Source organism: Kitasatospora sp. McL0602 (assembly GCF_052076145.1).
Taxonomy (GTDB): Bacteria; Actinomycetota; Actinomycetes; order Streptomycetales; family Streptomycetaceae; genus Kitasatospora.
Genome location: NZ_CP197246.1, coordinates 4138670 through 4164356 on the forward strand (window position 1 = coordinate 4138670; position 25687 = coordinate 4164356).

Here is a 25687-nt window from a genome sequence, read left to right on the forward strand (position 1 = left end):
TCGGCGTCAGCGATGGCGTCGAAATGGACATCGGGGAAGGACCTTCGGTGAGGGACGGGGGTCAACGGCTGTGGCGGGCAGCGGCAGGTGGAGCCGGGCGCGCGTCCGGTAGCGGATGTGCCGAGGCAGGACGGCGTCCGGCGAGGGCGCCTGCTGGCGAGGCGGCGGTGGCCGCTCGGACCCTGGTCTCGTCCGGCGTGAGCCGGCTGCCGTCCCGTACTGCCTCGACGGTTTCGGCGAAGCGGCGATGGGAGGCTTCGATGCCGGGCGGAGGCGCCCATCGGGTGGCGTTGGAGGTGAGAGCCGGTGCTAGCGCACCGACCTCGTCGGCGGGAGCCGAACCGCGGGCGAGCAGCCGGTTCTGCGCCGACCACAGGTCCAGGAACCAGTTCCCGTCGTCCAGCAGGGTGGCGTGGATGCGGGCGGCCCCCGGGAGGTCTTGGTAGACCCAGGTGTTGCCGTGCGAGCGGCGCCAGCCTGGGCCGACGAACGACGGCTGCGTGATGCTGGACCGGAGGTCAGGCTGTCGGGAGGTGGTGCGCCGGTGGTTCACGACACCAGCCCGAAGTCGTCGCGGTCAGCGCCCTTGGCGAGGGCACGCTCGGTGATCGCCTTGGTGGCGCGGGTGGAGGCCGGGCCGATCTCCTTGGCGGAGCGCTCCTTGTACCAGGGCTTGAGGTCGAGCATCGCCACCCGCATGCCGGTGGCGAACAGCAGGACCTTGCCCTTGGGCAGCGCGCGGATGGCGTCCGGAGGCAGGATCCGCTCGGTGCGCATCGACACCGAGGTGGACTTGCCGCCGTCGGAGGTGGAGACGGAGGTGGTCTGCACGTCGTGCTCGCCGATCTGCCGCGACAGCTTGTCCGCGAAGTCGGCGTCGTCGATACCCGACCCGATCACCTTGACGGTGGCAGCGGACCAGAGGGCGTCCATGCCGGCCTCGCCCCAACAGCGCTGGCCCTGTCGGTAGGACTGCAGGATGGTCATCGGGATGACGCCCCGGCTGCCCAAGTGGCTGTACAGGTCCGGGAGATCGGAGATCCGGCACACGTTGGCGGCCTCGTCCAGGACGCACAGCGCCGGAGGGTCGAGCCGTCCGCCGGAGCGCTCGGCGACGATCACGGCCGCCCGCATCACCGCGTCGGCCGCAGCGGCGATGATCGCCGACGCACTCCCGCCGCCGTCCTTGCTGAGCAGGTACAGGGTGTCGCGGGAGGTGGCGAAGTCGAACGGCTTGAACTCCGGCAGGCCCTTCGTCGGGGTCACCCAGGCGGCGATCTCCGGGTCCAGGAGGCAGCTCGCGTACTGCCGTGCCGTCTCGTAGATGCCGTCCCGCGTCTCCGTCGCACCCGAGACGGTGCCCTGGAGCTGGGAGGAGACGGCGTGGTGGCCGGCATCGGCGAGCAGGTCGACAGGGGTGCGGTCGGCCGGGGAGGCGAGCCAGGCCAGGACGTCGGTGATCGGTCGCCGGTGGCTGGAGGCCGCCAGGAACAGCGCGCCGAGTGTGTTGCTCGCCGCGGTCGACCAGAAGTCGGAGCCGCTGGACTCGTCCACCGACGCGGTGACGAAGTGGCCGGCGAGCCGCTTGGCCCCGGCAAGGTCCCGGGCGTCAGCGAGGATGTCCCACCACATCTCGCGCGGGTGGTGCGCGATCTGCTGCGGATCGAGCGTCCAGACGGTGCCCACCTCCGCCCGTGCGTCGACCGTCGTGGTGTAGGCGTCGTTGGCCGCCTTGTTGGACGTCAACAGCACCGGGCCCGGGGCTGCGAGGATCGCCGGGATCGCCAGACCGGACGTCTTGCCGGAACGCGGTGCCATGATCGCTACGAGGACGTCCTCCCAGGAGGCGCGGACCTCGGCCTTGCCAGGGGAGAGCGTGCCGACCAGGATGCCCCGGTCATTCGGTGCGACCTCTTTTACACTCCCGGCCGTTCAGGCTCGGGCGCAGGCTGCGGGCCTTCGCGGTGACCTCGCGGTCCAGCAGCGGGGTGAGGTCGGCCTTGCGGGCGAGTCCGGTCTTCGCACCGCCGCGCCAGCGCATCCACAGCACCAGGACCGTGACGGTCAGGGCGATGGTGAGCAGGGCGGGGACGATGCGGGCGCCGACCAGCAGCGCGGTGGCGCTCAGGTTCGGCCACAGCACATCGGGGTGGAGCAGGGCGTCGGTGGCGCGGAACGGGGACCACGGTCCGCTGCCGAAGAAGGAGTTGGCGATGTTGCCGGTCAGCCAGGCGAGGGAGCCGAAGGCGAGGGCGGCGCCGAGTGCGCCGAAGAGGAGGTAGAGGAGCGCGTCGGACCCGGTGGTGGTTGACGGCGCGCTGGTGCGCGGGGAGGGCAAGGCAGTTCCTGGTGTGTGCGAGCGGGCGGGGGCGGGGCGCGCTCGGCTCTCGTACGGATCACGGGACTTCTCCTGGCGGGGGGAGGGAACGTTTCAGCTGGTGGGGGTGGTGGCCGGGACAACGGACGGCTGGGCGGCGGTCACGTTGTCATGGAGGTCGAGGAGGTTCTCGCCGATGAAGCCGTAGACCGAGGTGATGGTGTCCAGCCGCCGGGCGATGCTGAGGAACTGGTCGGCGATGGCACCGGCTTCCTCGGTGTCGAAGGCGGCCAGGTTGTGTGCGGCGGTCCGGGCGAAATTGTCGACGGCGAGCAGGACTCCCTCGCCCTCGTTGAAGATCGTGTCGGAGATGCGCGCGATGTCGGCAACGTCCTCGCAGTGGTACAGGGAGTCGGAGAGCTGCTCGATGGCGGCTTCGAGGGATTCGGTGGGGCTGAGCCGGTAGCTGAACCGTTCGGCATGGCCGTGGATCGTCTTCAGTGCGGGCGGCATGGCCGTCACATACCGGGCGGCGCGGAGCATGTGGTCGGCGTACGCCAGCACGTCCCGCACCGCTTCGAGGTCCATGCCGCCAGGCAGGGTGGGGAGCGCGGAGGGTGTGCCGGTGGCGGGGGTGAAACCGGCGTGCACGAGGAGCGTGGCGACCAGTTCGGGGTTGGAGTCGGCCTCGGCGGTGAGGTTGCCCCGCGAGTCCCAGGTGAACGTGACTCGGGGCGCGGGAGTGAAGTTGTGGAACATTGGGATTCTCCTGAGCAGAAGGGGAGTTGGGGCGCCTCTGCGGCGCTCAGCGGGTGCGGCCGGTGGGCGGGGCCACCGGTACCGGGGAAGGTGCGGTGGCCGGTGTCGCGGGTACGGCGGGGGGCGAGGCCGGGCGCTGGGTAGGGGCGTTGGGAGATCCGGCGAGGGCGGCCTGTCGCCGCGTGGCTTCGTCGCCGGGTGCGGGCGCCGGGGCGCCCATGACGTCGTGCAGCAGCTCCCGCGTCCGTAGGACCTGGACCACGTCGTGGTGCCGTGGATCGCTGAGCCCGGCCGGCAACGCGGCGATGCCGTCGATGGCGGCGTCCAGGTCCTCCTGGGCGTGGGCCAGCATCTTGTGGGCGGAGGCCAGCCGTGCCCACACGTCGAAGGCCGGGTTGTCGTGAGGGACGTCGAAGTCGAGCCGAGCCCTGGCCCAGTCGGCCGATGCGGCGACCAGCTCGGTGAGCTGCGGCAAAGGACCGACCAGCACGCCGGTCGCCTCCTCGACGATCCCGGCGACGTCCCGTGGGCTCGCCGTCACCTCCAGTCGCGAGATCATGCCGGGCATTGAGTACGGGTCGGCGGCGGGTGGCGGGAAGTAGCGGACCTGAAGCGGCGGGTCGGCAGCCGGTCCGTGAGCGAGACGGATGTTGTGCTTCATCGCAGCGCCGATCGCCTCGCCGATCGACGAGTAGTGGTCAGGCATTACGGCAACTCCCCAGAGGCATAGGGCTGGTGGTCAGCGGGTGTGTGTGGCGGGTCGAGGTGCTGCCGCCGGTGAGGCCGGGGCGGCGGGTGGGGCAGAGGCGTGCACCCCACGGGCGGTGACGGCAGGGGAGACGGCACGGGCCGCGTCGGTGGCGGCAGCGGAGTAGGGCGCGGTGGCCAGCGCGGTGGCTGCGGGGACCTGGTGGGACTTGGCGCGCTGTACCTCGTCGAGCGCACCCGCCAGCTCGCTCTGGGCAGCGCAGATGAAGTCGGCGGCGAAGCCGAAGCGGTCGGAGAGCGCGAACTGCTCGGGGTCGAGGTCGGTGATCTGCTCGGAGGCGGCCTCCATGGCTTCGTGGACCCTGGTCAGCACCCCGCCGTCCGGGTCGAGCAGGTCGTCGAGCACAGCGGCGAGCTCTCCGAAGTCGCTGGCGCCGCGGATCTGGTCGGTGAGTTGGAGGAGTTGCCCGCTGGCGGTGGCGAGTTCGTGTCGGTCGGCGTTGCCCGCGAGTAGGCCGGTGTCGAGCCCCGGGTCGAGGTCGACGTCGTAGCGGGCGGCCCGCAGCATCTCGGCGGCATGCGTGGCGATGGCGGCGCGGTCGGCCGGTGCGGTGGTGGTGGGCAGCCGGTGCCGGCGGCCGTACCAGTCGCCCTTCTCGGCGAATCCTGCGTGCTTGAGCAGGCCGGCGGACAGGTCGTCGCTGGAGCCCTTGGCGACGACGCTGCCGCTCGGTTCGAGGCTGATGGCGATCGTGGGGGTGGGCATGAGGTAGTCCTTGGCGGTGGTGACGGAAGGGACGGATCGGCTGAGGTGACCGAGGACGGTGGCGATGCGGTGGCATTCGGCCTGCGCGTGGAAGGCGTCCCGGTAGGTGCTGTGGACGCTGCCGTCCTCGCGGACGACGGTGGCGACGATGTGCACCGAGCGGTCGAGGGTGCGGATCGCGGCCCACCGGCAGCCGTACGGGTCGCCTTCGGGGGCGAGCCCGGTGGCGGTGACCAGACGCCGGGCGACGTCGGCCCACTGGCCATCGGTCAGGTCCGGGTGTCGCGGATCTGACCTGACCGAACACAGCCACACCGGCCGCTCGGGCGCCCGGGAGCCGATTCGGGCAGCAGGGGCGTCCAGGACGCCGCCGCCGAGGACCTCCTGCGGGTCGCCGAAGAGAGGCAGCTGCTTGTCGGCGCCCCGGTAGTTGGCACCGATCAGCCGAGGCCGCAGCCGGTAGCGGGGGTCATCGTGCCCGTAGAGGGCGGGAATCAGCGCGGCCGTGGTGGTGGCGCGCTGCAGGTAGGCGATCACGGTGTCCCCTCTCGGACGGTCGGCGGCACCCGGCGAGCGGGCTGACAGGGAGAGGATCCGCAGATCCGGCGGTTTGGCCCGGCCGGTGATCGGTGGTAGATGCCGGTGGCCGGGAGCTGCACGGGTGTCAGCGCGGCGAGGCCCCGTGGTCGCGGCTGAACTTCTCGCACGCGAAGCGGGCGAAGTGCTCGTCGTTGTGCAGCCGGGCCCAACGGCCGTCTTGGCGGATCACGGTGGCGACGATGTCGAGCCTGTCGCTGGTGGCGCGCAGAGCCACCCAGCGGCAGCTGTGCTGGTCGCCTTCCGGCTCGATGCCGGTGGCGTCGAGTACCTCCCAGGCCAGCTCGAACCAGTCGTCGTCGGTGAACGAGGCCGGCACGGTACTGCGGATCGAGCAGTGCCAGGTGAGACGGCGGGACGGGGTGTGCCCCGTGCGGGGCTTGCGGAGCGCCAGCGGCTCGTCGAGGAGTGCCGCCAACTGCGGCAGGGCGACATCCGACTGGGCGACGGCATCGGGTTCCCAGGCGGCCAGCAGGTAGGTGGCGAAGCCGGGGTCGGCGTCATGCAGCGCGGTGAGCAAGTCGGTGGTGCTCTCGCTCCGGCGGACGGTGCAGTGCAGAGGGTAGTTGGACACGGTGGTGCATTCCCAATCGGCTTGCGGAAGTGGAGAGATGAGGCCGGTGCCCTGGAGCAGGACAGGGCACCGGCAGGTCACACGAAGGGGTTCTCGGTCGGCCGGTCCGTGTCCACGGCCGCGTCCAGCAGCTCCTCCAGGTCTCCGGGATCGGAAGCGCGCTGGTCGATCCACCAGCCGGCGCGCGTGACCGTACGGGCCCGCTCCTCGATCTGCTCCCAGGCAGCCTCGGACATGCCGGCCTCCAGGACGAGGGCCGTGTAGGCGGCGGCCAGTACCTGGTGGCGGCAGCGAACGCCCCAGGCCCGGCCCTTGTCGGTGCCCTCCAGTGGCGGCATCCGGTACTGCTCGGACCAGGCATCCGACTCCGCCTGTTCGGCGGCTCGCTTCGCCTCCAGCCAGGCGGCCTTGTCGGCTTCGTCGCCGTCCTTCGCCGCCCGCCAGCAGTCGGTGCAGTCCTGCTTGGCGAGCCAGTCGGCGAACCCAGCGCGGCGGTCGGCCGGGCGGTTGCCGAGGTCCCTCTCGCTGTGGTGCCCACACGAGTGGGTGATCTTCCAGACCTTCTTCACTGCCATCTCTGTTCTTCTCCTAGTCAGGGCGGTTCGGGGTCAGCGGGCACGCGCGAAGGCGACTCGCGGGTCGGCTGCCGCAGGTGGCGGGCCGGTCGGGACAGCGGCGTTCGCGGTGGTCACCGACCGGGCCGCCGGGCTCTTGGCGAGGACGGCCTCGTCGACGCGGAACCTGTGCGTGGTGAACGCCTCGGGTGCCGGGGCCCGGCGGGCGGCGACGGCTTCGGCGAGCTCGGGCTGCATCGCCACCTGGTAGTTGCCGCGCTGCAACGCCACCGTGGTGTGGGCTACCGCGTCGAGCGACTCGGCCCGCCCTCCAGCCGACGGGGCGAGGTAGATGTCCAGCTCGCGGTGGTGGCGCCAGCCGTCGACCTCCAAGAAGACGGCCGGGCTGAGCGGCTGGCTGCCACCGACGGCGGCAACGACGCCCAGCCGGGGGTGTTCTGCGAAGGCCACGTCAGGGCCCGTGTCCACTTCACGAGCCGGTGGTTGGACGGGCGCATCGACCTGCTTCCGTGCCGGTTGGCTGGCGGCCTTGGGCGTGAGGGCCAGGTCGGTGTCGACGCGGTAGCCGGCACCGTTGAGGAGCTTGGCGGCCCAGGCCGCGCGCTCGGTCGGTTCGCGGTGCTGGTCGGTCAGTGCATACAGGCTCCGGTGGCCGGGGACAGGCTGGAACTCGAGCCGCTCCAGGAACCACTGGGCGGCGGCCGACTGCGTGGGCAGGGCAGCGACGATGCCGTGATCGGGGTGGTGGCCAAGGGTGACGTGGGGCAGGGAGTCGGGGGCTTCGGCAGGCACGAGGGGGCTCCGCTTCGGGGTACGGGTGGTGAGCGGTCGGAGGGGTGCGGTCTGTTCGAATGAGGCACTGCCGTGCTCCTTTCGGGCGGTGGTGGTCAGCGGCGGGGCCCGGCCGGGCGCACAGCGGCGGCAGCCGCAGCCAGGGCCGCTTCGACGGGATGGCCGGTGAGGGTGCGGGTCGCCGTAGGGGAGGAGGCGAGGGCAGCAGCAACCCGGGCCTCGTCGGCGACCATCGCGCGGACGGGCGGGAGCGCTGGCCGGGAGCGGCCCGGATGCGGGGCGTGCCGGTCGGCGAGGTCTCCCCGCATCGCCCGGACCTCCCGCACGTAGCCCCCGACGTGCTCCGAGATGTAGCGCAGGCGCGCGGCGTAGTGCGCATCCGCGCCGCCGCCGAGGCCCTCCCACCAGTCGGCAGTTCCGTCCAGGACACCGAGGACCTGGTCGAGGACGCCGTCGCCGGGGGCGGTCAGCTCGCTGAGGGCCTCGACGACCTCCCGCGTGTGGCCGGCCTCGGCGATCCTCCGGCCGACCAGGGGTAGCGAGACCCCAAGCTGGTTGCCCGGGGCGGCGGTGGGGCGCGGATCCGCGGCGAGCAGATCAGCGGGGAAGGCGTACCCGTACCCCTCGTCCCGCAGGAGGTCGAGAGCCCGGCCGAGCGCTGCCTGCCGTTCGCCCGAATCAGCCATGGCAGCGGGCAGCCGGTGGTAGCTGTCGCGGAAGCGGACGACGGGGACGAACCCGGCCCGGTGCAGCAAGGACTCGGCGCGCTGCTGCACCGCCGCCGCCTGCTCTCGTGTCGCGACGCCCAACTCGTCGAGGCGGGCATCGACCCTGGCCAGCAGGTGCGGGACGCTCCCCGCGTTGAACTGCTGGGGGCCGCCGGCCTGGCTGTCGTAGACGATCTCGAACAGGTCGGGGTCATCGGGATTCGACCGGGTCACCAGCCAGCCCGGAGGGGTGTCGTCCGGGTAGTCGGACTGCTCCGGCGAGATCGTCAGGTGGCTGCCGTCGGGAAGTTCCGCGTTGACGATGTAGTCGTCGAGGCCGAAGTCAATGGTGCAGTCGAGTCCCCGCTGTTCGAGCGGGACGGTGATGTCGGTGTAGCGCTGGCGGTTGGCAGCGTCTGCGGGCTTGCCCGGAGTGAAGGGTCCGAAGACGCGGGCGTTGATGCCTCCGCCCGTGTCGCTGAACAGCACGGTTACGGAGTCGGGATGCACGGGCGTCTCCTTCGAGAGGGCGGCCTGGCGAGCGCCGGGGCCGGTGGGTGGGTGAGGGAACGAGGATGCGGAGATCCGCCGGTTTGGCAGGGCCGTGATCCGGTGGTAGCACCGGTCAGAGCGACCGGCGGTGGCCGGGCGAGGCCGCAGCGATCGGCGGCTGACTCCGGGGCACGGGGTCCGGCTTCCGCGTGCCCTCCCGGGCAGCGGCCGGAGTCGCTGAGGTGAGTGCGGGCCGAGTCGGACGCGCGGGGGACCGGCTGACAGCGGCGGCCAGCCGGGCGCTCCGGGAGGCCAGTTCACGGCCGAGGCTGTCGTTGACGAGGTGTAGCTCCTCGCCGAGATCGGCGACTCGGTCCGCCAGGGTCTCCAGCTCGGCCCCGTACTGACGCGCATCGTGGTCCCGGCACCAGTCAGCGGCGGCGCTGAGCAGCTCGTGGAGCTGGCCGACCGCGCCGAAGTTGCTGCTGACGAGTTGGCCGAACAGGCTCGGGAACTCCACCTCGTCGGCCGCAGCCAGGCGGCGGGTGGCGCGGTCGAGGCTCTCCGGCGAAGCCGCCTGCCCGGGAGAAGAGGGCGGGCCGTAGAGAGGCGAAGCGTTGTCGGGGAGCAGGGCCGGATCGCTCGCCAGCCCGCCGGGCCTGCGGCGGCTCCCCTCGTACACCCAGTAGCTCGGGTTGCTCATGGTGGTGAAGTCCCTGCACAAGTCGGTTGCCGGTTGGAATCGATGCCGCCGGGGCCGTGGCCGCGCAGGGCGCGAACGGTCAGCGGGTGCGGCGTGCCGCCGGTGCGGCGGCCGGTGCGGCGGGGATCGCCTCGGCGCCGGCACCGTGGTGTCCGCTGGTGCTGCGGGCGAGGGCGGCGGTGGTCCGCTGCCGGTCGGCCCCTGCCGGAGTGTCCGGCAGGGCCGTCCCGTCCCGGCTGAACTTCATTTCGACGTAGCCCAGAGGCACTGGGCGGGTGATCCGGTCGTCCGCAGCCGGGCGGAAGACGCCGGTGGTGTGCAGCCACCCGTTCCTGTCCGAGCCCTCCTCGGTGAGGACCAGCTCCCAGTTGTCGTCGAAGCCGCTGCCCCGGGCGATGCGCTGGGAGGCCATCAGGGACTCGAAGGCGGCGAAGTCGTCTTCCGTCAGCTCGGAATGATCGGTGTAGACGATGCGCGGGTGGCCGGTGTGCGACACTTGTCACCAACTTGCTTTGGTTGATTGGCAGTTGGCTAGGCAGCCATGCGGAAGTCGGTGTCGTAGAGGCGGCGTTCGCGCTGGTGCAGGAGGTGCTGCACGATGAAGCTGAGGCCCGCCACCTTCCACAGGCCACGCCCGCGGGGTAGGGCGGCGATGGCCTGGGCTTCGACACCGGTCAGGCCGAGTAGGACCATGGACGCCGCGATCTGGTCCGGCTCCTGCCGATAGATGATCCGGGTGCTGCAGTCCGCGAGGAGGCCCTCGGCCAGGACCCGGCCGCGCGATCCGGCGTCACCTGCGGACAGCAGGTCGGAAAGCCGGTGCAGGATGAGCAGGTTGGCGATGCCCAAGCCCCGGCTCAACTTCCACTGCTGCTGCATGCGCTCCAGGAGGCCGACGTGCCGCATGATCCGCCACGCCTCGTCGTAGATCACCCACCTGCGGCCACCATTGGGGTCGGACAGCGCGGACTCCATCCAGGCGCTCGCGCACGTCATGGCCAGCACCAGCGCGGTGTCGTCGCCGCTGCTGCCCAGCCGTGACAGGTCGATCGAGAGCATCGGCGCGTCGGGGTCGAAGGTGACCGTGGACGGCGCGTCGAACATGCCGCTGAGGTCACCGTGGACGAGCCGCCGAAGGGCGTGGGCCAAGTCGTCGACCGCGCGGCCGAGGCCGCCGGCCTCTTCGCCGAGGGCTGCGTCCAGGCGCTCGGGGCGGCCGAGGGCGTGGGCGATATCGCCCAGCAGCGGCACTGTGCCCACCGCCTCGGCTTCGGCGACGACCAGGTCGAGCGCGACGTCGAGGCCGGTGTGTTCCATCGGCAGCAGATCGCGCTTGAGCACGGTGGCCGCCAGGCTTGCCAGCAGCAGGAGCCGCCGCTTGCGGACCTCGGTGGTCCAGTCTTCCTCGCTCACCCCGGCGGGCCGCGTCGGAGCATCCAACGGGTTGAGCTTCCCCGGCAGGCCGGGGCCGAGCGCGATGGTCTGGCCGCCGAGGGCCTCGGCGAGAGCGGACCATTCGCCCTTCGGGTCGGACGGAATGTAGATCTTGTAGCCGTGCGCGATAGCGCGGGTGGCGATGGACTTGGCGAGGGCGGACTTGCCCATGCCGATCACGCCGCACAGCACCCCGTTGGGGTTCGTGAACCCTTCTATTCGGCCTGAGTTGTAGAGGGCGAACGGGTCGTAGCAGAAGGAGCCTTCGGCATGGAGGTCGCGGCCGATGAAGATCCCCTCCGCGCCGAGGCCGGCTTCCGCCAGGAAGGGGTAGGCCCCGCCCGCGACTGCGGTGGTCATCCGGTGCTTCGGCAGCCGGAGCTTGCCGCCGCGGGCGGAGGCGCGGCCAGGGCGTCCCGAGGCGGGGTAGGTGGCCTGCAGCTCTGGGTCGACACCCTCGAACTCCGGACGTTCGACAGGGGCTTCGGCGCGCCGGGCCTTGGTACGGGCCTCGGCGAACTCGGCGCGGGCGGCGCGCTGTTGGGCGCGGGAGGTCTTGCGGGGGACGAACAGGTGGCTGGCGGTGGCGCGGTTCCTGGGCATGATCACGAGTTCCGGGGTCAGTGGCGGACGAGGCCGGTGAAGGGGGAGTGCAGGTCGGCAGGGGTGGTGCGACGGCGGACCAGCTGGGCGGCGTCCTGGTGGCGGCGGCAGATGCTGAGCTCCGGGGCGCCCTCGGGGCGTCGGGCTCGGCAGGCTTCGGCACCGGGGACCTCGCCACTGCCCGGCCGGGGAGAGGCGTGGTAGGCGGCGTGGAGGTGCTCGGCGGCCTGCCACAGACGGGTGCGGGTGGCCTTGAGGTGGTCGCCCTCGGCCGGCAGCAGCGGGGAGGTGCGCTGGGTATGGGCGTCGAGGAGGCCGTGCAGTGCGACGAGGTGCTCGTGGAGTGAGTCCAGCTCGGCCCGGGAGGCGACGAGCGGACCTGCGGGGACGTTCAGTACGCGGTGAAAGTCGATCGCGGCGGTCGCGTACGGGACGAAGTCCTGCGCCGTGGTGGCAGTGGTGGCCGGCATCGGGGTGCTCTTTCGGAAGAGGTGGTGGCCGGCATTACGCGGCGAGGGCGAACGGCAGGGCGGAGGCGGTGAACGCCTCGGCCTGCTGCCAGGTGAGGGGCCGCAGGTCGAGCTGGGCGCCGACGGCGGCCGTCTCGACCACGGCGCATGCGGAGCGCAGCTCGTCCTCGGTGTCGGCGGAGACGGTCAGCAGGCCGGTCAGTGCCACGTCGGCGTGTCCGGCGATCAGCTGGCGCTCACGGGCCTGGATGTCCTGGTACTCCACCGAGTCCGCCTCGCTGGCGACCTGGCCCTTGCGGACGCGCTCGGCGGAGTCGGCGATGACCGACGCCTTCTTCCGCTGGACGTCGCGCATCGCGGCGTCCAGGTCCTTCGGCTCGTAGGCGAGGGAGACGGTTCGGCGCACCCCGGAGGCGAACATCACCTGGTGGAGGAAGCCGGGGCTGGTCTCGGTACGGGGCCAGTTCTCCACCCAGTAGGTGGTGTGGTGCGCGGAGTCGGTCGAGATGTGGTCGGCCTTCTCCACCACGACCACCGGGCCCGAAGCGGCAGGGGCTGCGGCCGGGCGGCCGTCCTCGGACCAGCGGTCCAGCGCGGCAAGGGACTTGGGGTCGTAGGCGGTGCGTGCGACGGCGGCGATCTCGGTGGCGGACAGCCAGCCGTTCGGGTTGAGACCGGCGGTGCGGGCGGACTGTTCGAACGCCGAGGTCAGCTGTGCCAGGACCGAGAAGCCACCGGTGAGTCCGCCGCCGGCCTGGTTGATCAGACGCCGGGCCGCCTTGAAGTCCAGCGCGATGGCGACGTAGGACTCGTGCGGGGCGGCGGCCGGGCCCGCGTTCTGGATCAGCTCGCCGTAGAGGGCACCGGCCAGTGGGGCGTCGGGCTTGCCGTGCTCCTCCCAGTACCGGCGAAGGGCGTCGCCGGAGTCGGGGACGGTGCGCTCGATCACCTGGATGCGGGCGACGTGCCCGGTGCGGGAGAGCGCGGCCAGGGCTCGCCCCCAGCCGCTCACGTTGGCGCTCTGGGTGCCGGGGTCGAGCAGGGCGTAGGCGCGGCTGCTGACCTTGACGATGGCGGTGAGGGTGCCGGCATGCGGGTCGTGGACAGCGCCGTAGCGGCGGTCCGGGGCGGTGACCACGCGCAGGCTGGCCGCACTGCCGGGCAGGTGGAGCAGCCCCTCGCGCACCGGCCGCCGGGACGGGCGGGCGAGCCAGACCAGCTGTCCCCGGAAGCGCCGAAGTGCGTACCGGACTGCGATCGGTGCCCAGTCGGCCAGGGTGCGGCCCCGGTAGCGGATGAGGACGAATGCGGCGACACCGGCCCACAGGGGTATGAGCTGGAAGGCGCCGACGACGCCGCGGGTGACGAGGACAGCGAGCAGGAGCAGGCCGGTGGCCGAGACGGTGATCAGCTGCGAGGCGCTGAGGCCGAGGAGGATGCCACGGCGGCTGCGGTGCGGGAACTTGACCGACGCGGGGGCGTCGGGCTTCGAGTTTGAGGACATCGGGTGATCCAGGGGGTGAGCGGGCGGGCGGCGGGCGGGGGCGCGACGCTCTTCTGGGTGCCATGGCTGGACTCCTTTCGGCGGTGAGTGCGGTGGGGGCCCGGGGCGGGTCGCTGGCGGCGGCCCGCCCCGGGTGGTGGTCCGGTCAGGAGGAACCGGACGCGGGCGGCTGGTTCGGGTAGATGAACCGGACCGGGTCCGGTGCGGACGTTCCGGCCGGAGGCGGTCCGGCGGCCGGCGGCCCTTCCGGAGCCGAAGCCGGAGCGGGCGCTGACGGGGCAGGCGCGGTCGGGGCCGAACCCGGGCTCGGCGGCGCGACCGTACCGGCGTTGAAGAAGCCCCCGGTGCTCGGAGCGGCCGAGGCGCTCTGTGCCTCGCCGCCATCGGCCTGCGGTTCTCCGCCACCGCCACCGCCTTCGGACGAGGGGCGGGTGACCAAGGCCGGGAGGCCGGGCCGGGTGACCAGGGCGCGTCCGCGGTCGCCCGGCGCGCTCGAGTCCTCGCCGAACCGGAACTTGCTCTGCGGCTGGGCAGGGCCGGCGTCGATGCCTTCCTTGCTGATGCGCCCGGTCGGGTCGATGCCGCCGGAACCGCCACCGTCCATGCCGGGGACCTGGCTCGGCCCCTGCGGTGCCGGGGTACCGGTGCCCATCTGCATCGCGAGGCTGCCCGCGGTCTTCGCCGCTCCGGCCGCGACCGCCATGCCCGCGACGCCGGTGCGGTGGAGGTCGTCGTGGCCGCCGCCGTCGGTGGCCCAGTGGACGAACTTGTAGACGGCGTACGGGCAGAGCAGGACCAGCACCATGATCACGATTCCGGCCATGGCGTCGGACAGTGCGCCGAGCCCGTCCTTGGCGTCCGTCTTGCCGATCGCCGAGACGCCGACGAGGAACACCACGGTCATCAGGAGTTTCGACACCACCAGGGTGGCGGTGGCCTCGATCCAGCCGCGCCGCCAGCGCTTGGCGACCTCCCAGCCACCGCCGGCCCCGGCGAACGCGGCGAGCGCGACCAGGACCAGGACGCCGACCTTGCGGGCGACCATGACGCCCCAGTACAGGAACGCGCCGATCGCGCAGCCGACCGCGACGAGCGAGGGGATCGCCCAGCCGAGGGGGTACATCGCCCCTAGCTCGGACACCTTGACCAGGCGCCTGACCGCGTCGTCGACCGATGTGTTCGCGGCTTTGAACAACCCGGCGGACAGCGCGTCCACCGTGGTGACGGCCACGGCGGTGAAGCTGATCGCGCCGAAGGAGAACAGGACGCCGGTCATGGTGCCCCAGGCGGCCTGGGCGAGGGCACGCTCGTCCCGGCGCCACGCGGCCAGGATCAGCTGGGCGCAGAGCGTGCCCACCGTGAGGATGAGGCCGATCGGCAGGATGAGCTGGTAGTTGTCCCGGAACCAGGGGGCGCTGAGGTTGATGGCGGTGGTCTGGTCCACCGCCCGCGCGGCGAGGTCGACGGCGCTGGCCGCCAGCTCGCCCATGCTCTTGGCGATCCACGCGCCGATGCCGTCGGTGATGGACTTGCCGGGGTTGGAGACGAAGCTGACCGCGTCGACCACGGTGCAGACTTGGCTCATCAGGGGGATATCGCAGACGCCCACGAAGGGCACCTCCTTCGCGGTGTCAGGGCGCGACGGACGGCATCACGCCGACCAGCGCGCAGGGATGATCGGGGCGGCACTGCACGGCGAGGGTGGCCGATCGGTCCTCGGCGCCGCCCTGGGGCGAGCCGTTCCATGAGATCGACTGCTTGCCGGAGACGGTGACGGCGTACACGTACGCCTTCGTGATCGCCCCCGGGTCGGCCTGCAGCGCGCGGGTGAAGCTGTCGGGGAAGTGCGCCTCGGCAGCGGTGGCGGTAGCGAACTGGCCGGAGTCGGCCATCCGACCCCAGAGCATCGGCGAGGGCACCTGGTGCTCGACCGAGTCGGCGTCGATGTACTGCCCCTCGGTCGTCAGCCACCGGTGGAGGGCGGCCACCAGCTCGGGCTGGGAGTAGGACCGGGTGTCGTACGACCACAGGGCCACCGCTGCCGCCTTCCCGAACGCGATCGGGTCGCGCGTGTCCGGCGGCGAGGGCAGCGCTGCTGTCCGGCCGCCCGCTGTGGCCGAGGGCGCGGCCGAGGCTGACGCGGCCGGGGGCGAACTCGGCTGAATCGGAGGATGGTTGGAGGATGCCCGGTTGTCGCGGGTGAGGTAGGAGAACAGGCCGGCCAGGGCGACGAGCGCCACCAGGACAACGGTGCCCAGCAGCACCCGGCGGCGCACGAAGGCGCCGCCGGACGTACCGCTGCGAGAAGCAGAGGTGGAACGTTTCTGCATGATCACTTGACCTGGCTTCCCAGGGCGGAGAAGAACGCAACAACGCCATTGGCCGCACCCAGCAGCAGGGCCGCGCCGGCACTGACGAGCACGCCCTTCTTGCCGTTGGCCTCGGCCTGGTGGCCGCCCGAGTGGTGGCCCCAGGCCCACACCCCGGCGCTCACGGCGAGCGCCCCGACCACGGCGATGATGCCGAACAGATTCAGCGAGCCCATCACCTGCTTGAGCACGGAGAGACCGGGCAGGCCGCCCTCGTTGGGCTGGATGCCCGGGTCGAAGGCGAGCTGGATGGCCTTGTCGGCGAGGTAGGACATGACGAACTCCAGGGGAATGCGGGCACGCAGAAGGTGCGCCGAAGAGAAAGAGGAGAGGGGGGAGGGGGGAGAAGCGCCGGTCAGACGATCCGGCGGGCCGCCAGAATCTGGGGCGACCACTCGGCCAGGGGCGAGACCTTGACCACGTCACCGGTCTTGGGGGCCTGCACTACGAGGCCGCCGCCGATGAACATCCCGACGTGCTCCGGCACGGCGGCCGTCCCGCGGGTGAACAGCAGATCGCCCGGCTTCAGCGCGCCGGCGGACACGGGTGAGCCCTCGGTGACCTGCGTGTAGGTCGTCCGGGTCAGGGCGACTCCGCCAGCCTTGTACGCCATCTGCATGAGCGAGGAGCAGTCGCAGCGGCCCATCGGGTCGGTGCCGTGGGAGTCGCTGCAGGTGCCGCCCCACTGGTACGGCGTACCGAGTTGGCCGAGCGCCCAGCGGATCGCGGTCTGCACCTGGGGCGGTGCGTCGGCCGGGATCGCGTACCCCTGGGGGAGGGTGCCGGGCGGGATCGTCCCGAAGTCGCTGCCATCACCACCGGCAGTCGAGCAACTGCCCCCGCTCGTTGGCGGGGTGATGGTGCTCGGGCCAGTCGGCGTCGGGCTCGGGACCGGCACCGGTGACGCAGTCGAACCGGTGCCCGGGTTGGTCAGCAGCGGAGCGATGGCCTGCTGAAGCGCCTCCGCGAGTGGCTGCCACTTGGCGTAAGCGTCCGGGTAGCCGGACCGCTGGACCGCCTGCGCGGCCTGGGTGACGGTCATCGACTCCCAGCCGGATACCTGCTTGAGCCCCTCGTAGAACTTCGTCGAGGCGTACACCGGCTGCATGATCTGCTCGGCCGTGCCCCAGCCCTGCGAGGGCCGCTGCTGGAACAGCCCGAGCGAGTCGCGGTCGCCGTAGTTGATGTTGCGCAGCCCGCTCTCCTGGAGCGCGGTCGCCAGAGCGACGACCTGCCCTCGGACGGGGATGTGCATCGCGACGCCGGTGGCCTGGATGACCTTGGCGTTGGGGACTTGCTCGTCCGGCTTCTCCAGCCCGGCGACGCCCGGAGCGCTGAGCGGGCTGGAGCCGTTCAGGATCGCCTGCACCTGCTGAGCGACGGCGGCGGTATCCACAGCCTGTGAATCGCCACCGGGGATGCAGGTGGCGGAGGCGCTACCGGCGGCGGCGACCACGATCGGCAGCGCCAGGACCAGCGGCCCGACCGCGACGAGGCTGACGAGAGTGCCAGCGGACTTCCTCATCGTCGCCGCCGCTCGGCGACGCGGACAGCCCGGACGAGCGGGTCGGGCGGATCAAGGCACGGCTGTGCCAGGGCATGCTGCATCGCAGCGGCTCCTCGGAGTTCGTAGGAGACGCGGTGCCGGCCTCTCGTGCGAAGAAGTCGCCGGCACCGCGCCGGTGGTGAATCCGCCACTCAGGACGGGCCCGGGTCAAGGGAGTTGGTAGCTCCCGGACGCCGGTCTTGGGTCATGCGCGGCAGCCAGCCGCGCTCGTAATCTCAGCCGGAACACGAGGTCTCCTGGAAGAACGAGGAAGGGAGTGGGCGCAGATCCGCCGATGCCCCGTTGGACGGGACAACACGGATCAACACAGGCCACCCCGGGCCGAGTTGGCCTCCTGCCCGGTTGGCATGCCGAGACAGTAGACGCGAAGTCCGGCCGCACCAAACGGCCCCTCCACCAGGCCCGACGGCGTCCGCGCCGCCGTTAGGTCGGGCCGGAATTCGCGGCTACCGTCCCGGACATCCCCGCTCCCGGCGGCTGCCGCCGGGCGCTGCCGGGAGCGGGTCCACCCCTGCCCTGAGAGAGGCCCCCATGAGCAACTTCACCCTCCACCGAGGCGACGCCCTCACCGTCCTCAAGGCCCTGCCTGACGAGTCCGTAAACGCGGTCATCACCGACCCCCCGTACAACAGCGGCGGACGCACCAGCTCCGAGCGCACCAGCCGCGACGCCCGCGCCAAGTACGTGACGTCCAACTCCGCGCACGACCTGAAGACCTTTCCGGGCGAGAACCGCGACCAGCGCTCCTACCGCTCCTGGCTCACCGAGCTGCTGACCGAGGCGTACCGGGCGAGCACCGAGCACTCCGTCGCGATGGTCTTCAGCGATTGGAGGCAGGAGCCGACGACCAGCGACGCGCTGCAGATGGCCGGCTGGACGTGGCAGGGCACCATCCCGTGGATCAAGCCCGCGAGCCGACCGCGCAAGGGCGGCTTCAAGCAGAGCGCGGAGTTCATCAGCTGGGGCGTCAAGGGCACCCTCGACAACAGCCGGGCGATCTACCTGCCCGGCCACTTCATCGCGAGCCAGCCCCGCAAGGACCGCGTCCACATCACCCAGAAGCCGCTGGAGATCATGCAGCAGCTCGTCCAGATCTGCCCCGAGGACGGTGTCGTCCTCGACCCCTTCACCGGCAGCGGCTCGACCGGCGTCGCCGCCCTGCGCGAAGGCCGGCGCTTCGTCGGAGCCGAACTCTCGCCGCACTACGCCGAGATCGCCGAGCAGCGGCTGCGAGCGGCGCTGACCCAGGACGACTTCGTCCTCGCGGGTCCGGAGGCATGACGGTGAGAACCCCGGACAGCCGGTACTGCAAGGGCGGCAGACGTCAAAGGGCGGCGGGAGCATGATGCTCCCGCCGCCCTTCTGCTTTCGTCAGGCCGCCTGGACCGCCCGCTGGATGAGCGGCACCGCCTTCTCCAGGTCCGGTGCCGAGGCGACCCGCACCTCCAGGTCGCCGGTCCCCAGGTGACCGATCCCGCGCATGTCGCGCGTGAACCCCTCCTCCAGCTCCACCATGTCCGGGTCCAGCCGCAGGTACAGCAGGATCGCCCGGTGCGAAGGCGACGGCCGGAAGATCACGCTCGCCACGTTCTGCAGGCGGCGGTAGGCGATGTAGTGCCGCAGCGGGACGACCTCCACCTCGCCTGATGCGGTGAGCACCTCATCCAGCTCCCCGTACAGGTCCCGGAGGCACTCCGGGACGTCGCCGAAGGCCAACGACTCCTCTGCCTCGACCGCAGTCGACGGCGCCACGCCCGCGTTCGACCGGCGGACAGTCGCCTGGCCGACGGCCCCTGAGATCGGCTCGACGCGCTGAAGGCTCAGTAGCCCGCCGTCGAAGACCCGGTAGCGCACCAACTCGATCGGCCAGTACCGGCCAAGGTCGCCGACCGCCACCCGGTCGTGATGCGAATACCCGGCCGCGATGCACAGCGCCCGCGGAGCACGCCAGTCGACGGACTCCGCCACCTCGGCGCCCAGCTTCGCTCTGACGAGCGCCTCGAACTCGTGACGGCTGCTCTTCAACCAGGTCAGGTACGACACAGCCTGAGAGACGACCCCGCTGTCGTTGCCCTTCTTGAACTCGACCACGACGGGCACGTTGTTCTCGTCCAGGCCCAGCGAGTCAACCCGCCCCCGGTGCCACGGCCCGGTCGAGTACTCCGTCGCCAGGAACCGGATGCCGAGCATCCGCTCCATCCCGGCCTCCACCCGGCGCTGCAGCTCCACCTCCAGCGCCACCGTCGAGCCCTGCAGCTCCACATCCTGGCCGTCCGCCCCGAGCCGAAACACCTTGAGATCGCTCACCCAGCCCCCTTCGCACGATCGTACGAAGAGACCAATCAAAAACGACACTCCCGTATTCCGCTTCGCGCTATGGTTCGAGCAAGAAAGATCAACTCGCAAGGGGGGAAACAGCGGTGGGTGTAACGAACAGCATCTCTGGCAGCGCCAGGTTCTCGGGGATGGTGATCCAGGCCGGCAACCTGCCCAACCTGGTGATCGACAACGACGTAGTCGCTGGCGTGGCGACGGGCGCCGTCGACCATCCGGAGGGCGGTCCGCTGGCCCTGGCCGAGAGCGTGAAGGAAGCACTCGACACCGACGGAGCGCCGGTGGCCATCACCCGAGGGGAGTACGAGGCGATCGAGATCCTCCTTGGTCAGCTTGCCAACGCCGAGGGCTACCACTCGGCTGCCCAGCTGCTGGCCGGTCGTCTGCACGGACGCTGATGGCTCTGGCGGGGTGGCGGCCTGCGGGTCGCCGCCCCGGCATGGGGGACTCGGCGTCCGTTGTGGAGTACCGACATGCCGCGCGTTGGCCGAATCAGTGGCCGCAGTGTGGCCATGTGCGGCCGGTGTGCGGCCGGACGCCTTTGGACGAGGTAACACGGGGTGTCATGACAGAACCCTCTGCACATGCTCTGATCAGGCGAAACGGCACCACGGAGCACGAGGCGGAACCAGCCGCCACGATCGCTGATGGTCTCGTAATGCGTAGGTCTCGGGTTCGAATCCCGAAGGCGGCTCTGTAGAAGCCCCAGGACTCACTCGCCGTGACCTGGGGCTTTTGCTGTTCCCTGAGACATCCATGGCCGGTCCGTGTCACTGACACGGGCCGGCTCTGTCATGTCCGGGGTGCAGCGCGGGGGCAGGGGCGCCTGGGGCAGGTGTGGCGCCTGTCACTTCGGGGTGGTGGGGGTGGCGGCTGCGGGGGTGTGGGGCCGTCGGGATGCCTGAATTGTTGCGCTTTGCCGGGGGGGAATATCCGGGAGTGCGAGTGCGCCTGCGTCGGGTCTTCGAATGGGGCGGATCCCCCCTCAGAGTTCGACTATTCGTGCGGTACGGTCTCCGTGTTCACGGGAATGGCACAAGGTGCGAGTTCTGTAAATGTTCACCTAAACGGGGGGAGAAGGTCTTGTCCGGTACAACTGCGCGTCGTGCACATGCTGTGGCGTCGGATGCACCACGCAATCGGCATCGCAGGGGCCGTATAGCCCTCGACGAAGTGGGCAGTTCGGTCCTTTATGACACCGTTGCCCTCGTCCCGGCACGTAATGAGGAGGTCGGGGTGTTCACGGCCCTCGGCTCGCTGGCCGGGCAGAGCCGTCCGCCGGACCTCATCATCGTCGTGGTGAACAACTCGACCGACCGCACCCAGATGTTCGCGCAGCAGTTCGCGGATGACCCGAGCTCGCCGCCGACCGTCGTGCTGAACCTGGACAACAACCCGCACAAGAAGGCCGGTGCGCTGAACTACGGCATCCGCTGGCTGAGAGAGGCCGTCGACGGACGGCTGACCGAGAGCGTGCGGCATGTCCTCGTCATGGATGCCGACACCGAGCTGCATTCGAAGTTCATCGAGCGGGCCCGCAACGTCATCTCCTCCGACCCCGAGCTCGGCGGCGTCAGCGCGGCCTGCCTCGGCCGGACCGACCTGTGGCAGAATCCTTGGCAGCGCTACCTCCTCGGCATGCAGATCATCGAGTACGGCCGGGCCGCGAACTCGCGCTACCGCACCGATGTCCACACCATGTCGGGGGCCGGCTCCTTCTACCGGGGCGAGGCCCTGCAGAGCGTGCTCGACTGGCGCGGCGAGGTCTTCTGGGAGGACCACCGGAATCTGGTGGAGGACTACGAGACCACGCTGACGCTCAAGGAGTCCGGCTGGAAGGTGACCGCGAACCAGCTCTGCATCGCGTACACCGACCTGATGCCGACGCTGCGTGAACTCATCCAGCAGCGCGAGCGGTGGGGCCGGGGCACGGTGGACACCCTGCGCAGCCGGGGCTGGACGAAATTCACCTGGCATTCCATAGCGAGCATGATCATGGGGCTCGTCGGGGCCGTCTACATTCTCGGCTGGGGTACCACGCAGCTCGTCAAGGCGGCGGCGTCCGGGTTCGTCCAGTCGCCGATATTCCTGGCCCTCTTCGTATTCTGGATTGTTTATCCGGCTCTGCGAGTACGCAATCTCGGCTGGAAAGCAATGCTCGTCGAGGCCCTGCTGATCCCCGAGCTGGTGTACGCCGTGGTGCGCACGTACTGGCTGGTGCTGTCCGTGGTGAAGTCCTACGTGACACGCGTCTCCGCCTGGAAATGAATCGAGAAGAGCAATGAATTCTCTGAAGGGTGCGGGGGTCTGCGTCGTCATCGCGGGCATCGCCTTCGCGCTGACCAGAGTGACGGACGTGTCCCGGCTGATGTTCGCCCTCAGCGCCGGGATCGTCGTCCTGTCGTTGGCGACCTACGCGGCCTCCGTCAGGCGGCGCCGGCGTGACGGCCGGATAGCCGGCGGCCCCGGTGGCGGCCGGGTCCGGCTCTCGGCCAACGGGATTCCCGAGGGGATCTCCGTCGACCCGCCCCGCCGCCGCGGGTGGACGCAGCTGAAGCTGGTGCTGCTGGTGACCGTGCTGGTGGGCGGCGCGACCGCGCTCTACCCGATGTGGCGTTCCGGGCAGCCCGCGGACGGCGAGCTCACCGTCCGGTACAGGACGGACGGCGCGGCCACGGCGACGGCGGCCAAGCCGTGGCTGGAGGTCGTCAACAACTCCAGCAGCGCGGTGCCGTTGAGTGAGGTGACGCTCCGGTACTACTTCACCGCGACGGACGTCTCCGGGTACGCGTTCAACTGCGTCCAGGCACACTTCGGCTGCTCGAACGTCTCCGGCAGCATCGGCGCGCTGACCGCGCCGGGCTCGGCCGGAGGCCGGTACCTCCAGATCAGCTTCGGCCCGGGGGCCGGCAGCCTGGCGCCCGGTGCGAGCACCGAGGGCATCGAGCTGCAGCTCTTCCGCCCCGACCACAAGCAGCTGGACCAGGCCGCCGACCGGTCGTTCAACGCCGAGTCGACCGCCTTCGCGCCGTCGAAGCTGGTGACGGCGTACCTCCGGGGCGTGCTGGTCTGGGGCGACGAGCCGACCGGTGCCGGTGCCGGTGCCGGTGCCGGTGCCGTCGCGGCGGCCCAGGGCTCGACCGCTCCCACGGCGGCGCCGTCGGCGGCCGCGCTGCCGGCCGGCGTGGTGTTCGACAACTTCCACTACAGCGGCTTCGACGACCCCGCGCTCACGGCCCACGGCTGGCAGGCCCGCACCGATCAGGGCGGCCCGGGGATCAAGGACACCTGGCAGCCCTCGGACGTCAGCTTCCCGTCCGAGGCCTCCGCGCAGGGCGGTCAGGTGCTCCAGTTGAAGGCCAGCACCGACGGGACGAAGGCGGGCACCCGGCAGTCCGAGCTGCTGAGCACCGACACCAACATCTTCAAGGGGACCTTCGCCGCCCGGATCTTCCTGAGCGACAAGCCCACCACCGGCCGCAACGGCGACCACCTCAATGAGTCGTTCTTCGCGATCTCCTCCGGGGACACCTCGCAGCACTACAGCGAACTCGACTACGAGTACATGCCGAACGGCGGCTGGGGCGTGAAGGACCCCGACCTCGACACCACCAGCTGGTACAGCGCCAAGCCCCCGGACCGGGTCACCCACGCGCTGCGGACCCACCTCGGCGGCTGGCACACCTTCATGGTCACGTCCATGAACGGGGTGTCCACGTACTCGATGGACGGCAAGGAGCTGTTCAGCAGCAACGGCAAGTACTTCCCCCGGGAGGCCATGGGCGCCCACTTCAGCGCCTGGTTCGTCGACCTGCCCTTCACCGGTCCGCGCAGCTGGGACATGCGGGTCAACTGGTTCTACTACAAGGCCGACCAGGCCGTCTCCCAGGCCGACGTGCAGAAGGCGGTGGACGGCTTCTACGCCACCGGCACCAACTACGTGAACACGGTGCCGAAGCACTGACGCGGCCCGGCGGCCGGGGAGAGTCGACCGCCGGGTCTTCGGTCAGGCCTGGCGGGGGTCGTTGACGCGTTGGACGAGGAGGACTGCCTCGACCCGGTTGCGGACGCCCAGTTTGGCCAGGGAGTGTGAGACGTGGCTCTTCACCGTCGCGGGGGAGACCTTGAGGGAGTGGGCGGCCTCGGCGGTGGAGAAGCCGCCGGAGAGCAGCGTCAGCACCTCGCGTTCGCGGTCGGTGAGGGAGGACAGCAGACGGCGGAGCCGGCGGCCCGGGGGCGGGGCCGCCAGGGGCACGGTGTCCGGGCGCGCCGACCGGGCGGGGGAGCGGTAGAGGGCGAGCAGGTCGGGGGAGAGCACGGTGTGACCGGCGGCGACCGCGCGGGTCGCCGGGACGAGCCCGCCGAGCCGGGTGTCCTTGACCAGGCAGCCGCCCGCGCCGGAGGCGAAGGCGGCGTCGAGCCGGGCCCTCGTCCAGCCGATGCCCAGCAGGAGCACCCGGATGTGCCGCGCGGTCAGCTGCTGCACCGCTCGGGCGTGGTCGTCGTTCGGCCCCACCGCCAGGATCGCCACGTCGACACCGGCGAGCGGCCACCGGTTCGGCGGGTGCGCGATGTCGACGGTGGCGACCAGGCGGAGCTGGTCGGTCCGCCGGAGCACGGTGGCCAGGACGTGCCGGGAGATCGGATCCGGGTCGGCCAGCAGGACACGGGCGGTCGGTGCGGCGGGACAGTCGTTCGCGAACCACTCCTCCTCACAGACGTGCGTCTTCATCGGACCTCCTGGTTCTCGTGGCCGGGTGGGCGGGCAGGCAGGTGGCCGACATCTCGGGCCGGGCGCACGGAGTCGTACGCCCGGCCCGAGATGTCGGCCGGGGCAGGGCGGCCGGAGTCGTCGGCCGGGCAGGTCGGCCTAGGCGTTGGCGGCTGCGGTCCGCCGCCGGGTGATCGCGGCCAGCACCGAGCCGGCCAGGAAGGCCGCGGAGGCGATGAGCGCGGACGTGTGCAGCCCGCCCACCAGGTGGCCGGAGGCCGCGACCAGGGTGCCGAACAGGGCCACGCCGATCGCACTGCCGACCTGACGGGAGACGTTGAAGACGGCCGAGGCCACTCCGGCGCCACCGGCCGGGGCCGACTCCATGATGGCGACGGTGGAGGCCACCACCGTGACGGGCGTGGCGAGGCCGGTGGCCATCAGGGCGAACAGCAGGACGGGGTACGGGGTGTCCGGCCCGGCCGCCAGCCAGCCGAGGAAGCCGACGGCGCCGAGCAGCAGCGCACCGGCCATCGGCAGGTACGGCCCGGTGCGGGCCGTGACCCGGCTGGAGAGCGGTGCGGCGAGGAACCCCATGCAGACCGAGGGCAGCAGGGCGAGGCCGGTGCCCAGGGCGTTGTAGCCGCGCTCCTGCTGGAAGTAGAGCGTGGCCACGAAGAGCATGCCGTAGTAGCCCATGCTGAGCAGCAGGCCGATCACGGTGGTCGGGCTGAGCCCGCTCTGCCGGAAGAGCGAGAGCGGCAGCATCGGGGCTCGGCCGTCCGGATGCGTCGCGATCCTGCTCTCCAGGCGCCGCTCGACCAGGACGAAGACGACCAGCGCGGCCGCGCCCAGCACGAAGCCGGAGATCACCACCGGGGACGACCAGCCGGCCGAGCCGGCCTCGTTGAGTGCGCCCGCCAGACCGATCAGGCCGAGCACGCCGAGCACCTGCCCGGCCGGGTCCATCCGTCCGGCCTTCGGCTTGCGGGCGGGGGAGGGGACGTGCCGCAGCGTCAGCAGGACGGCGAGCGCGGCCACCGGCAGGTTCAGCCAGAAGACCGCCCGCCAGCTCAGGCCGGACACCAGCATCCCGCCGACCACGGGCCCGGCGCCGAAGGCGATCGCGGCGACCAGGCCCCAGATGCCGACGGCCCTGGCCCGCTGGGCGCGGTCCGGGTAGGCGGCCTGGAGCAGGGCGAAGGAGGACGGGACGAGGAACGCGGCGCCCGCGCCCTGCGCCAGCCGGGCCACCACCAGCACGACGGTGGAGGAGGCCAGCCCGCAGCCGACGGAGGCGGCGGTGAAGACGGCCAGCCCGGTGAGGAAGAGCTGGCGGTGCCCGAGGCGGTCACCCAGGCCACCGCCGAGCAGCAGCAGCCCGGCGAAGAAGGTGCTGTACCCGTCGACGATCCACTGCAGGCCGGACGCGCCGGTGTGCAGCGACTCGCGGATGTTCGGCACGGCGACGTTCACGACGGTGACGTCCAGCATCACCAGGAAGTAGCCGAGGCTCAGGGCGATCAGTGGAAGTAACGCCAGCGGCTGCCGCTTGGCGGCCACCTGGCTCTGTCCGGTGGCGAGTTGAGGAGTGGGAGCTGGTGCGGTCGAGGAGTCGTTCAGCGTCATAACGTCAAGTCTGGAGGCAGAATGCTTCGTTCCCCATCGAAGTGTCAGGTTCATATCGGCGAGCTGACGACCCCAC

24 protein-coding genes and 1 pseudogene are annotated in these 25687 nt (G+C 71.2%); 4 read left to right on the forward strand and 21 right to left on the reverse strand.

The window, feature by feature from the left end; translation table 11 throughout:
* Positions 1 to 61 precede the first annotated feature (61 nt).
* From ACR68M_RS18950 to ACR68M_RS19035, 18 genes and pseudogenes are all read right to left on the reverse strand, one after another.
* Positions 62 to 553 (reverse strand): hypothetical protein, encoded by a 492-nt coding sequence (locus ACR68M_RS18950; protein WP_441245284.1) that lies wholly within the window; start codon positions 551 to 553, stop codon positions 62 to 64.
* Positions 550 to 2338: pseudogene (locus ACR68M_RS18955) on the reverse strand (type IV secretory system conjugative DNA transfer family protein). The gene ACR68M_RS18950 and the pseudogene ACR68M_RS18955 overlap by 4 nt, the downstream one beginning before the upstream one ends.
* Positions 2339 to 2431: 93 nt before the next feature.
* Positions 2432 to 3076: a hypothetical protein gene (locus tag ACR68M_RS18960; protein WP_441245285.1), complete on the reverse strand. Its 645-nt coding sequence runs from the start codon at positions 3074 to 3076 to the stop codon at positions 2432 to 2434.
* 46 nt (positions 3077 to 3122) lie between these two features.
* Positions 3123 to 3782, reverse strand: coding sequence for a hypothetical protein (locus ACR68M_RS18965; protein ID WP_441245286.1), 660 nt, complete (start codon positions 3780 to 3782; stop codon positions 3123 to 3125).
* A gap of 33 nt (positions 3783 to 3815) precedes the next feature.
* Positions 3816 to 5087 carry a hypothetical protein gene (locus ACR68M_RS18970; protein WP_441245287.1) on the reverse strand — a complete coding sequence of 424 codons (1272 nt, stop codon included), beginning with the start codon at positions 5085 to 5087 and terminating at the stop codon, positions 3816 to 3818.
* A 127-nt stretch (positions 5088 to 5214) separates the two neighbouring features.
* Positions 5215 to 5721, reverse strand: coding sequence for a hypothetical protein (locus ACR68M_RS18975; protein WP_441245288.1), 507 nt, complete (start codon positions 5719 to 5721; stop codon positions 5215 to 5217).
* A gap of 77 nt (positions 5722 to 5798) precedes the next feature.
* The gene (locus tag ACR68M_RS18980) at positions 5799 to 6296 is read right to left on the reverse strand and encodes a hypothetical protein (RefSeq protein WP_441245289.1); all 498 of its coding nucleotides are present in this window, start codon (positions 6294 to 6296) and stop codon (positions 5799 to 5801) included.
* A 33-nt stretch (positions 6297 to 6329) separates the two neighbouring features.
* On the reverse strand, positions 6330 to 7088 hold the full coding sequence (locus ACR68M_RS18985) for a hypothetical protein (RefSeq protein ID WP_441245290.1): 759 nt from the start codon (positions 7086 to 7088) through the stop codon (positions 6330 to 6332).
* A 95-nt stretch (positions 7089 to 7183) separates the two neighbouring features.
* Positions 7184 to 8305: a hypothetical protein gene (locus ACR68M_RS18990; protein ID WP_441245291.1), complete on the reverse strand. Its 1122-nt coding sequence runs from the start codon at positions 8303 to 8305 to the stop codon at positions 7184 to 7186.
* Positions 8306 to 8420: 115 nt separating this feature from the next.
* Positions 8421 to 8990 carry a hypothetical protein gene (locus ACR68M_RS18995; protein WP_441245292.1) on the reverse strand — a complete coding sequence of 190 codons (570 nt, stop codon included), beginning with the start codon at positions 8988 to 8990 and terminating at the stop codon, positions 8421 to 8423.
* A 79-nt stretch (positions 8991 to 9069) separates the two neighbouring features.
* On the reverse strand, positions 9070 to 9486 hold the full coding sequence (locus tag ACR68M_RS19000) for a hypothetical protein (RefSeq protein ID WP_441245293.1): 417 nt from the start codon (positions 9484 to 9486) through the stop codon (positions 9070 to 9072).
* A gap of 35 nt (positions 9487 to 9521) precedes the next feature.
* The gene (locus ACR68M_RS19005; protein ID WP_441245294.1) at positions 9522 to 11027 is read right to left on the reverse strand and encodes an ATP-binding protein; all 1506 of its coding nucleotides are present in this window, start codon (positions 11025 to 11027) and stop codon (positions 9522 to 9524) included.
* Between the two features lie 17 nt (positions 11028 to 11044).
* On the reverse strand, positions 11045 to 11497 hold the full coding sequence (locus tag ACR68M_RS19010) for a DUF6238 family protein (RefSeq protein ID WP_441245295.1): 453 nt from the start codon (positions 11495 to 11497) through the stop codon (positions 11045 to 11047).
* A 34-nt stretch (positions 11498 to 11531) separates the two neighbouring features.
* Positions 11532 to 13001, reverse strand: coding sequence for an SCO6880 family protein (locus tag ACR68M_RS19015; protein WP_441245296.1), 1470 nt, complete (start codon positions 12999 to 13001; stop codon positions 11532 to 11534).
* Positions 13002 to 13146: 145 nt separating this feature from the next.
* Positions 13147 to 14586: an SCO6881 family protein gene (locus tag ACR68M_RS19020; protein WP_441245297.1), complete on the reverse strand. Its 1440-nt coding sequence runs from the start codon at positions 14584 to 14586 to the stop codon at positions 13147 to 13149.
* A 46-nt stretch (positions 14587 to 14632) separates the two neighbouring features.
* Positions 14633 to 15331, reverse strand: coding sequence for a hypothetical protein (locus tag ACR68M_RS19025; protein WP_441245298.1), 699 nt, complete (start codon positions 15329 to 15331; stop codon positions 14633 to 14635).
* A 2-nt stretch (positions 15332 to 15333) separates the two neighbouring features.
* Positions 15334 to 15645 (reverse strand): DUF6112 family protein, encoded by a 312-nt coding sequence (locus ACR68M_RS19030; RefSeq protein ID WP_441245299.1) that lies wholly within the window; start codon positions 15643 to 15645, stop codon positions 15334 to 15336.
* An 80-nt stretch (positions 15646 to 15725) separates the two neighbouring features.
* On the reverse strand, positions 15726 to 16895 hold the full coding sequence (locus ACR68M_RS19035) for a C40 family peptidase (protein ID WP_441245300.1): 1170 nt from the start codon (positions 16893 to 16895) through the stop codon (positions 15726 to 15728).
* A gap of 573 nt (positions 16896 to 17468) precedes the next feature.
* Between ACR68M_RS19035 and ACR68M_RS19040 the strand changes: the two genes are divergently transcribed.
* Entirely contained in the window at positions 17469 to 18218 is a 750-nt protein-coding gene (locus tag ACR68M_RS19040) for a DNA-methyltransferase (RefSeq protein ID WP_441245301.1), read from the forward strand.
* Positions 18219 to 18308: 90 nt separating this feature from the next.
* Here ACR68M_RS19040 and ACR68M_RS19045 read toward each other — a convergent pair whose 3' ends face one another.
* Positions 18309 to 19244, reverse strand: coding sequence for a DUF5655 domain-containing protein (locus ACR68M_RS19045; protein ID WP_441245302.1), 936 nt, complete (start codon positions 19242 to 19244; stop codon positions 18309 to 18311).
* Positions 19245 to 19402: 158 nt separating this feature from the next.
* Between ACR68M_RS19045 and ACR68M_RS19050 the strand changes: the two genes are divergently transcribed.
* The 3 genes from ACR68M_RS19050 (at position 19403) to ACR68M_RS19060 (ending at position 23235) form a co-directional block, all read left to right on the forward strand.
* Positions 19403 to 19669 (forward strand): hypothetical protein, encoded by a 267-nt coding sequence (locus ACR68M_RS19050; protein WP_441245303.1) that lies wholly within the window; start codon positions 19403 to 19405, stop codon positions 19667 to 19669.
* Between the two features lie 499 nt (positions 19670 to 20168).
* Complete coding sequence (locus ACR68M_RS19055) at positions 20169 to 21539, forward strand: glycosyltransferase (RefSeq protein WP_441245304.1); 1371 nt, start codon at positions 20169 to 20171, stop codon at positions 21537 to 21539.
* 13 nt (positions 21540 to 21552) lie between these two features.
* Positions 21553 to 23235 (forward strand): cellulose binding domain-containing protein, encoded by a 1683-nt coding sequence (locus tag ACR68M_RS19060; protein ID WP_441245305.1) that lies wholly within the window; start codon positions 21553 to 21555, stop codon positions 23233 to 23235.
* Between the two features lie 42 nt (positions 23236 to 23277).
* Here the strand turns inward: ACR68M_RS19060 and ACR68M_RS19065 are convergent, their stop codons facing one another.
* Both ACR68M_RS19065 and ACR68M_RS19070 read right to left on the reverse strand, forming a co-directional pair.
* Positions 23278 to 24003, reverse strand: a complete 726-nt coding sequence (locus ACR68M_RS19065; protein WP_441245306.1) for a LuxR C-terminal-related transcriptional regulator — start codon at positions 24001 to 24003, stop codon at positions 23278 to 23280.
* Between the two features lie 138 nt (positions 24004 to 24141).
* Positions 24142 to 25611 carry a DHA2 family efflux MFS transporter permease subunit gene (locus ACR68M_RS19070; protein ID WP_441245307.1) on the reverse strand — a complete coding sequence of 490 codons (1470 nt, stop codon included), beginning with the start codon at positions 25609 to 25611 and terminating at the stop codon, positions 24142 to 24144.
* Positions 25612 to 25687 lie beyond the last annotated feature (76 nt).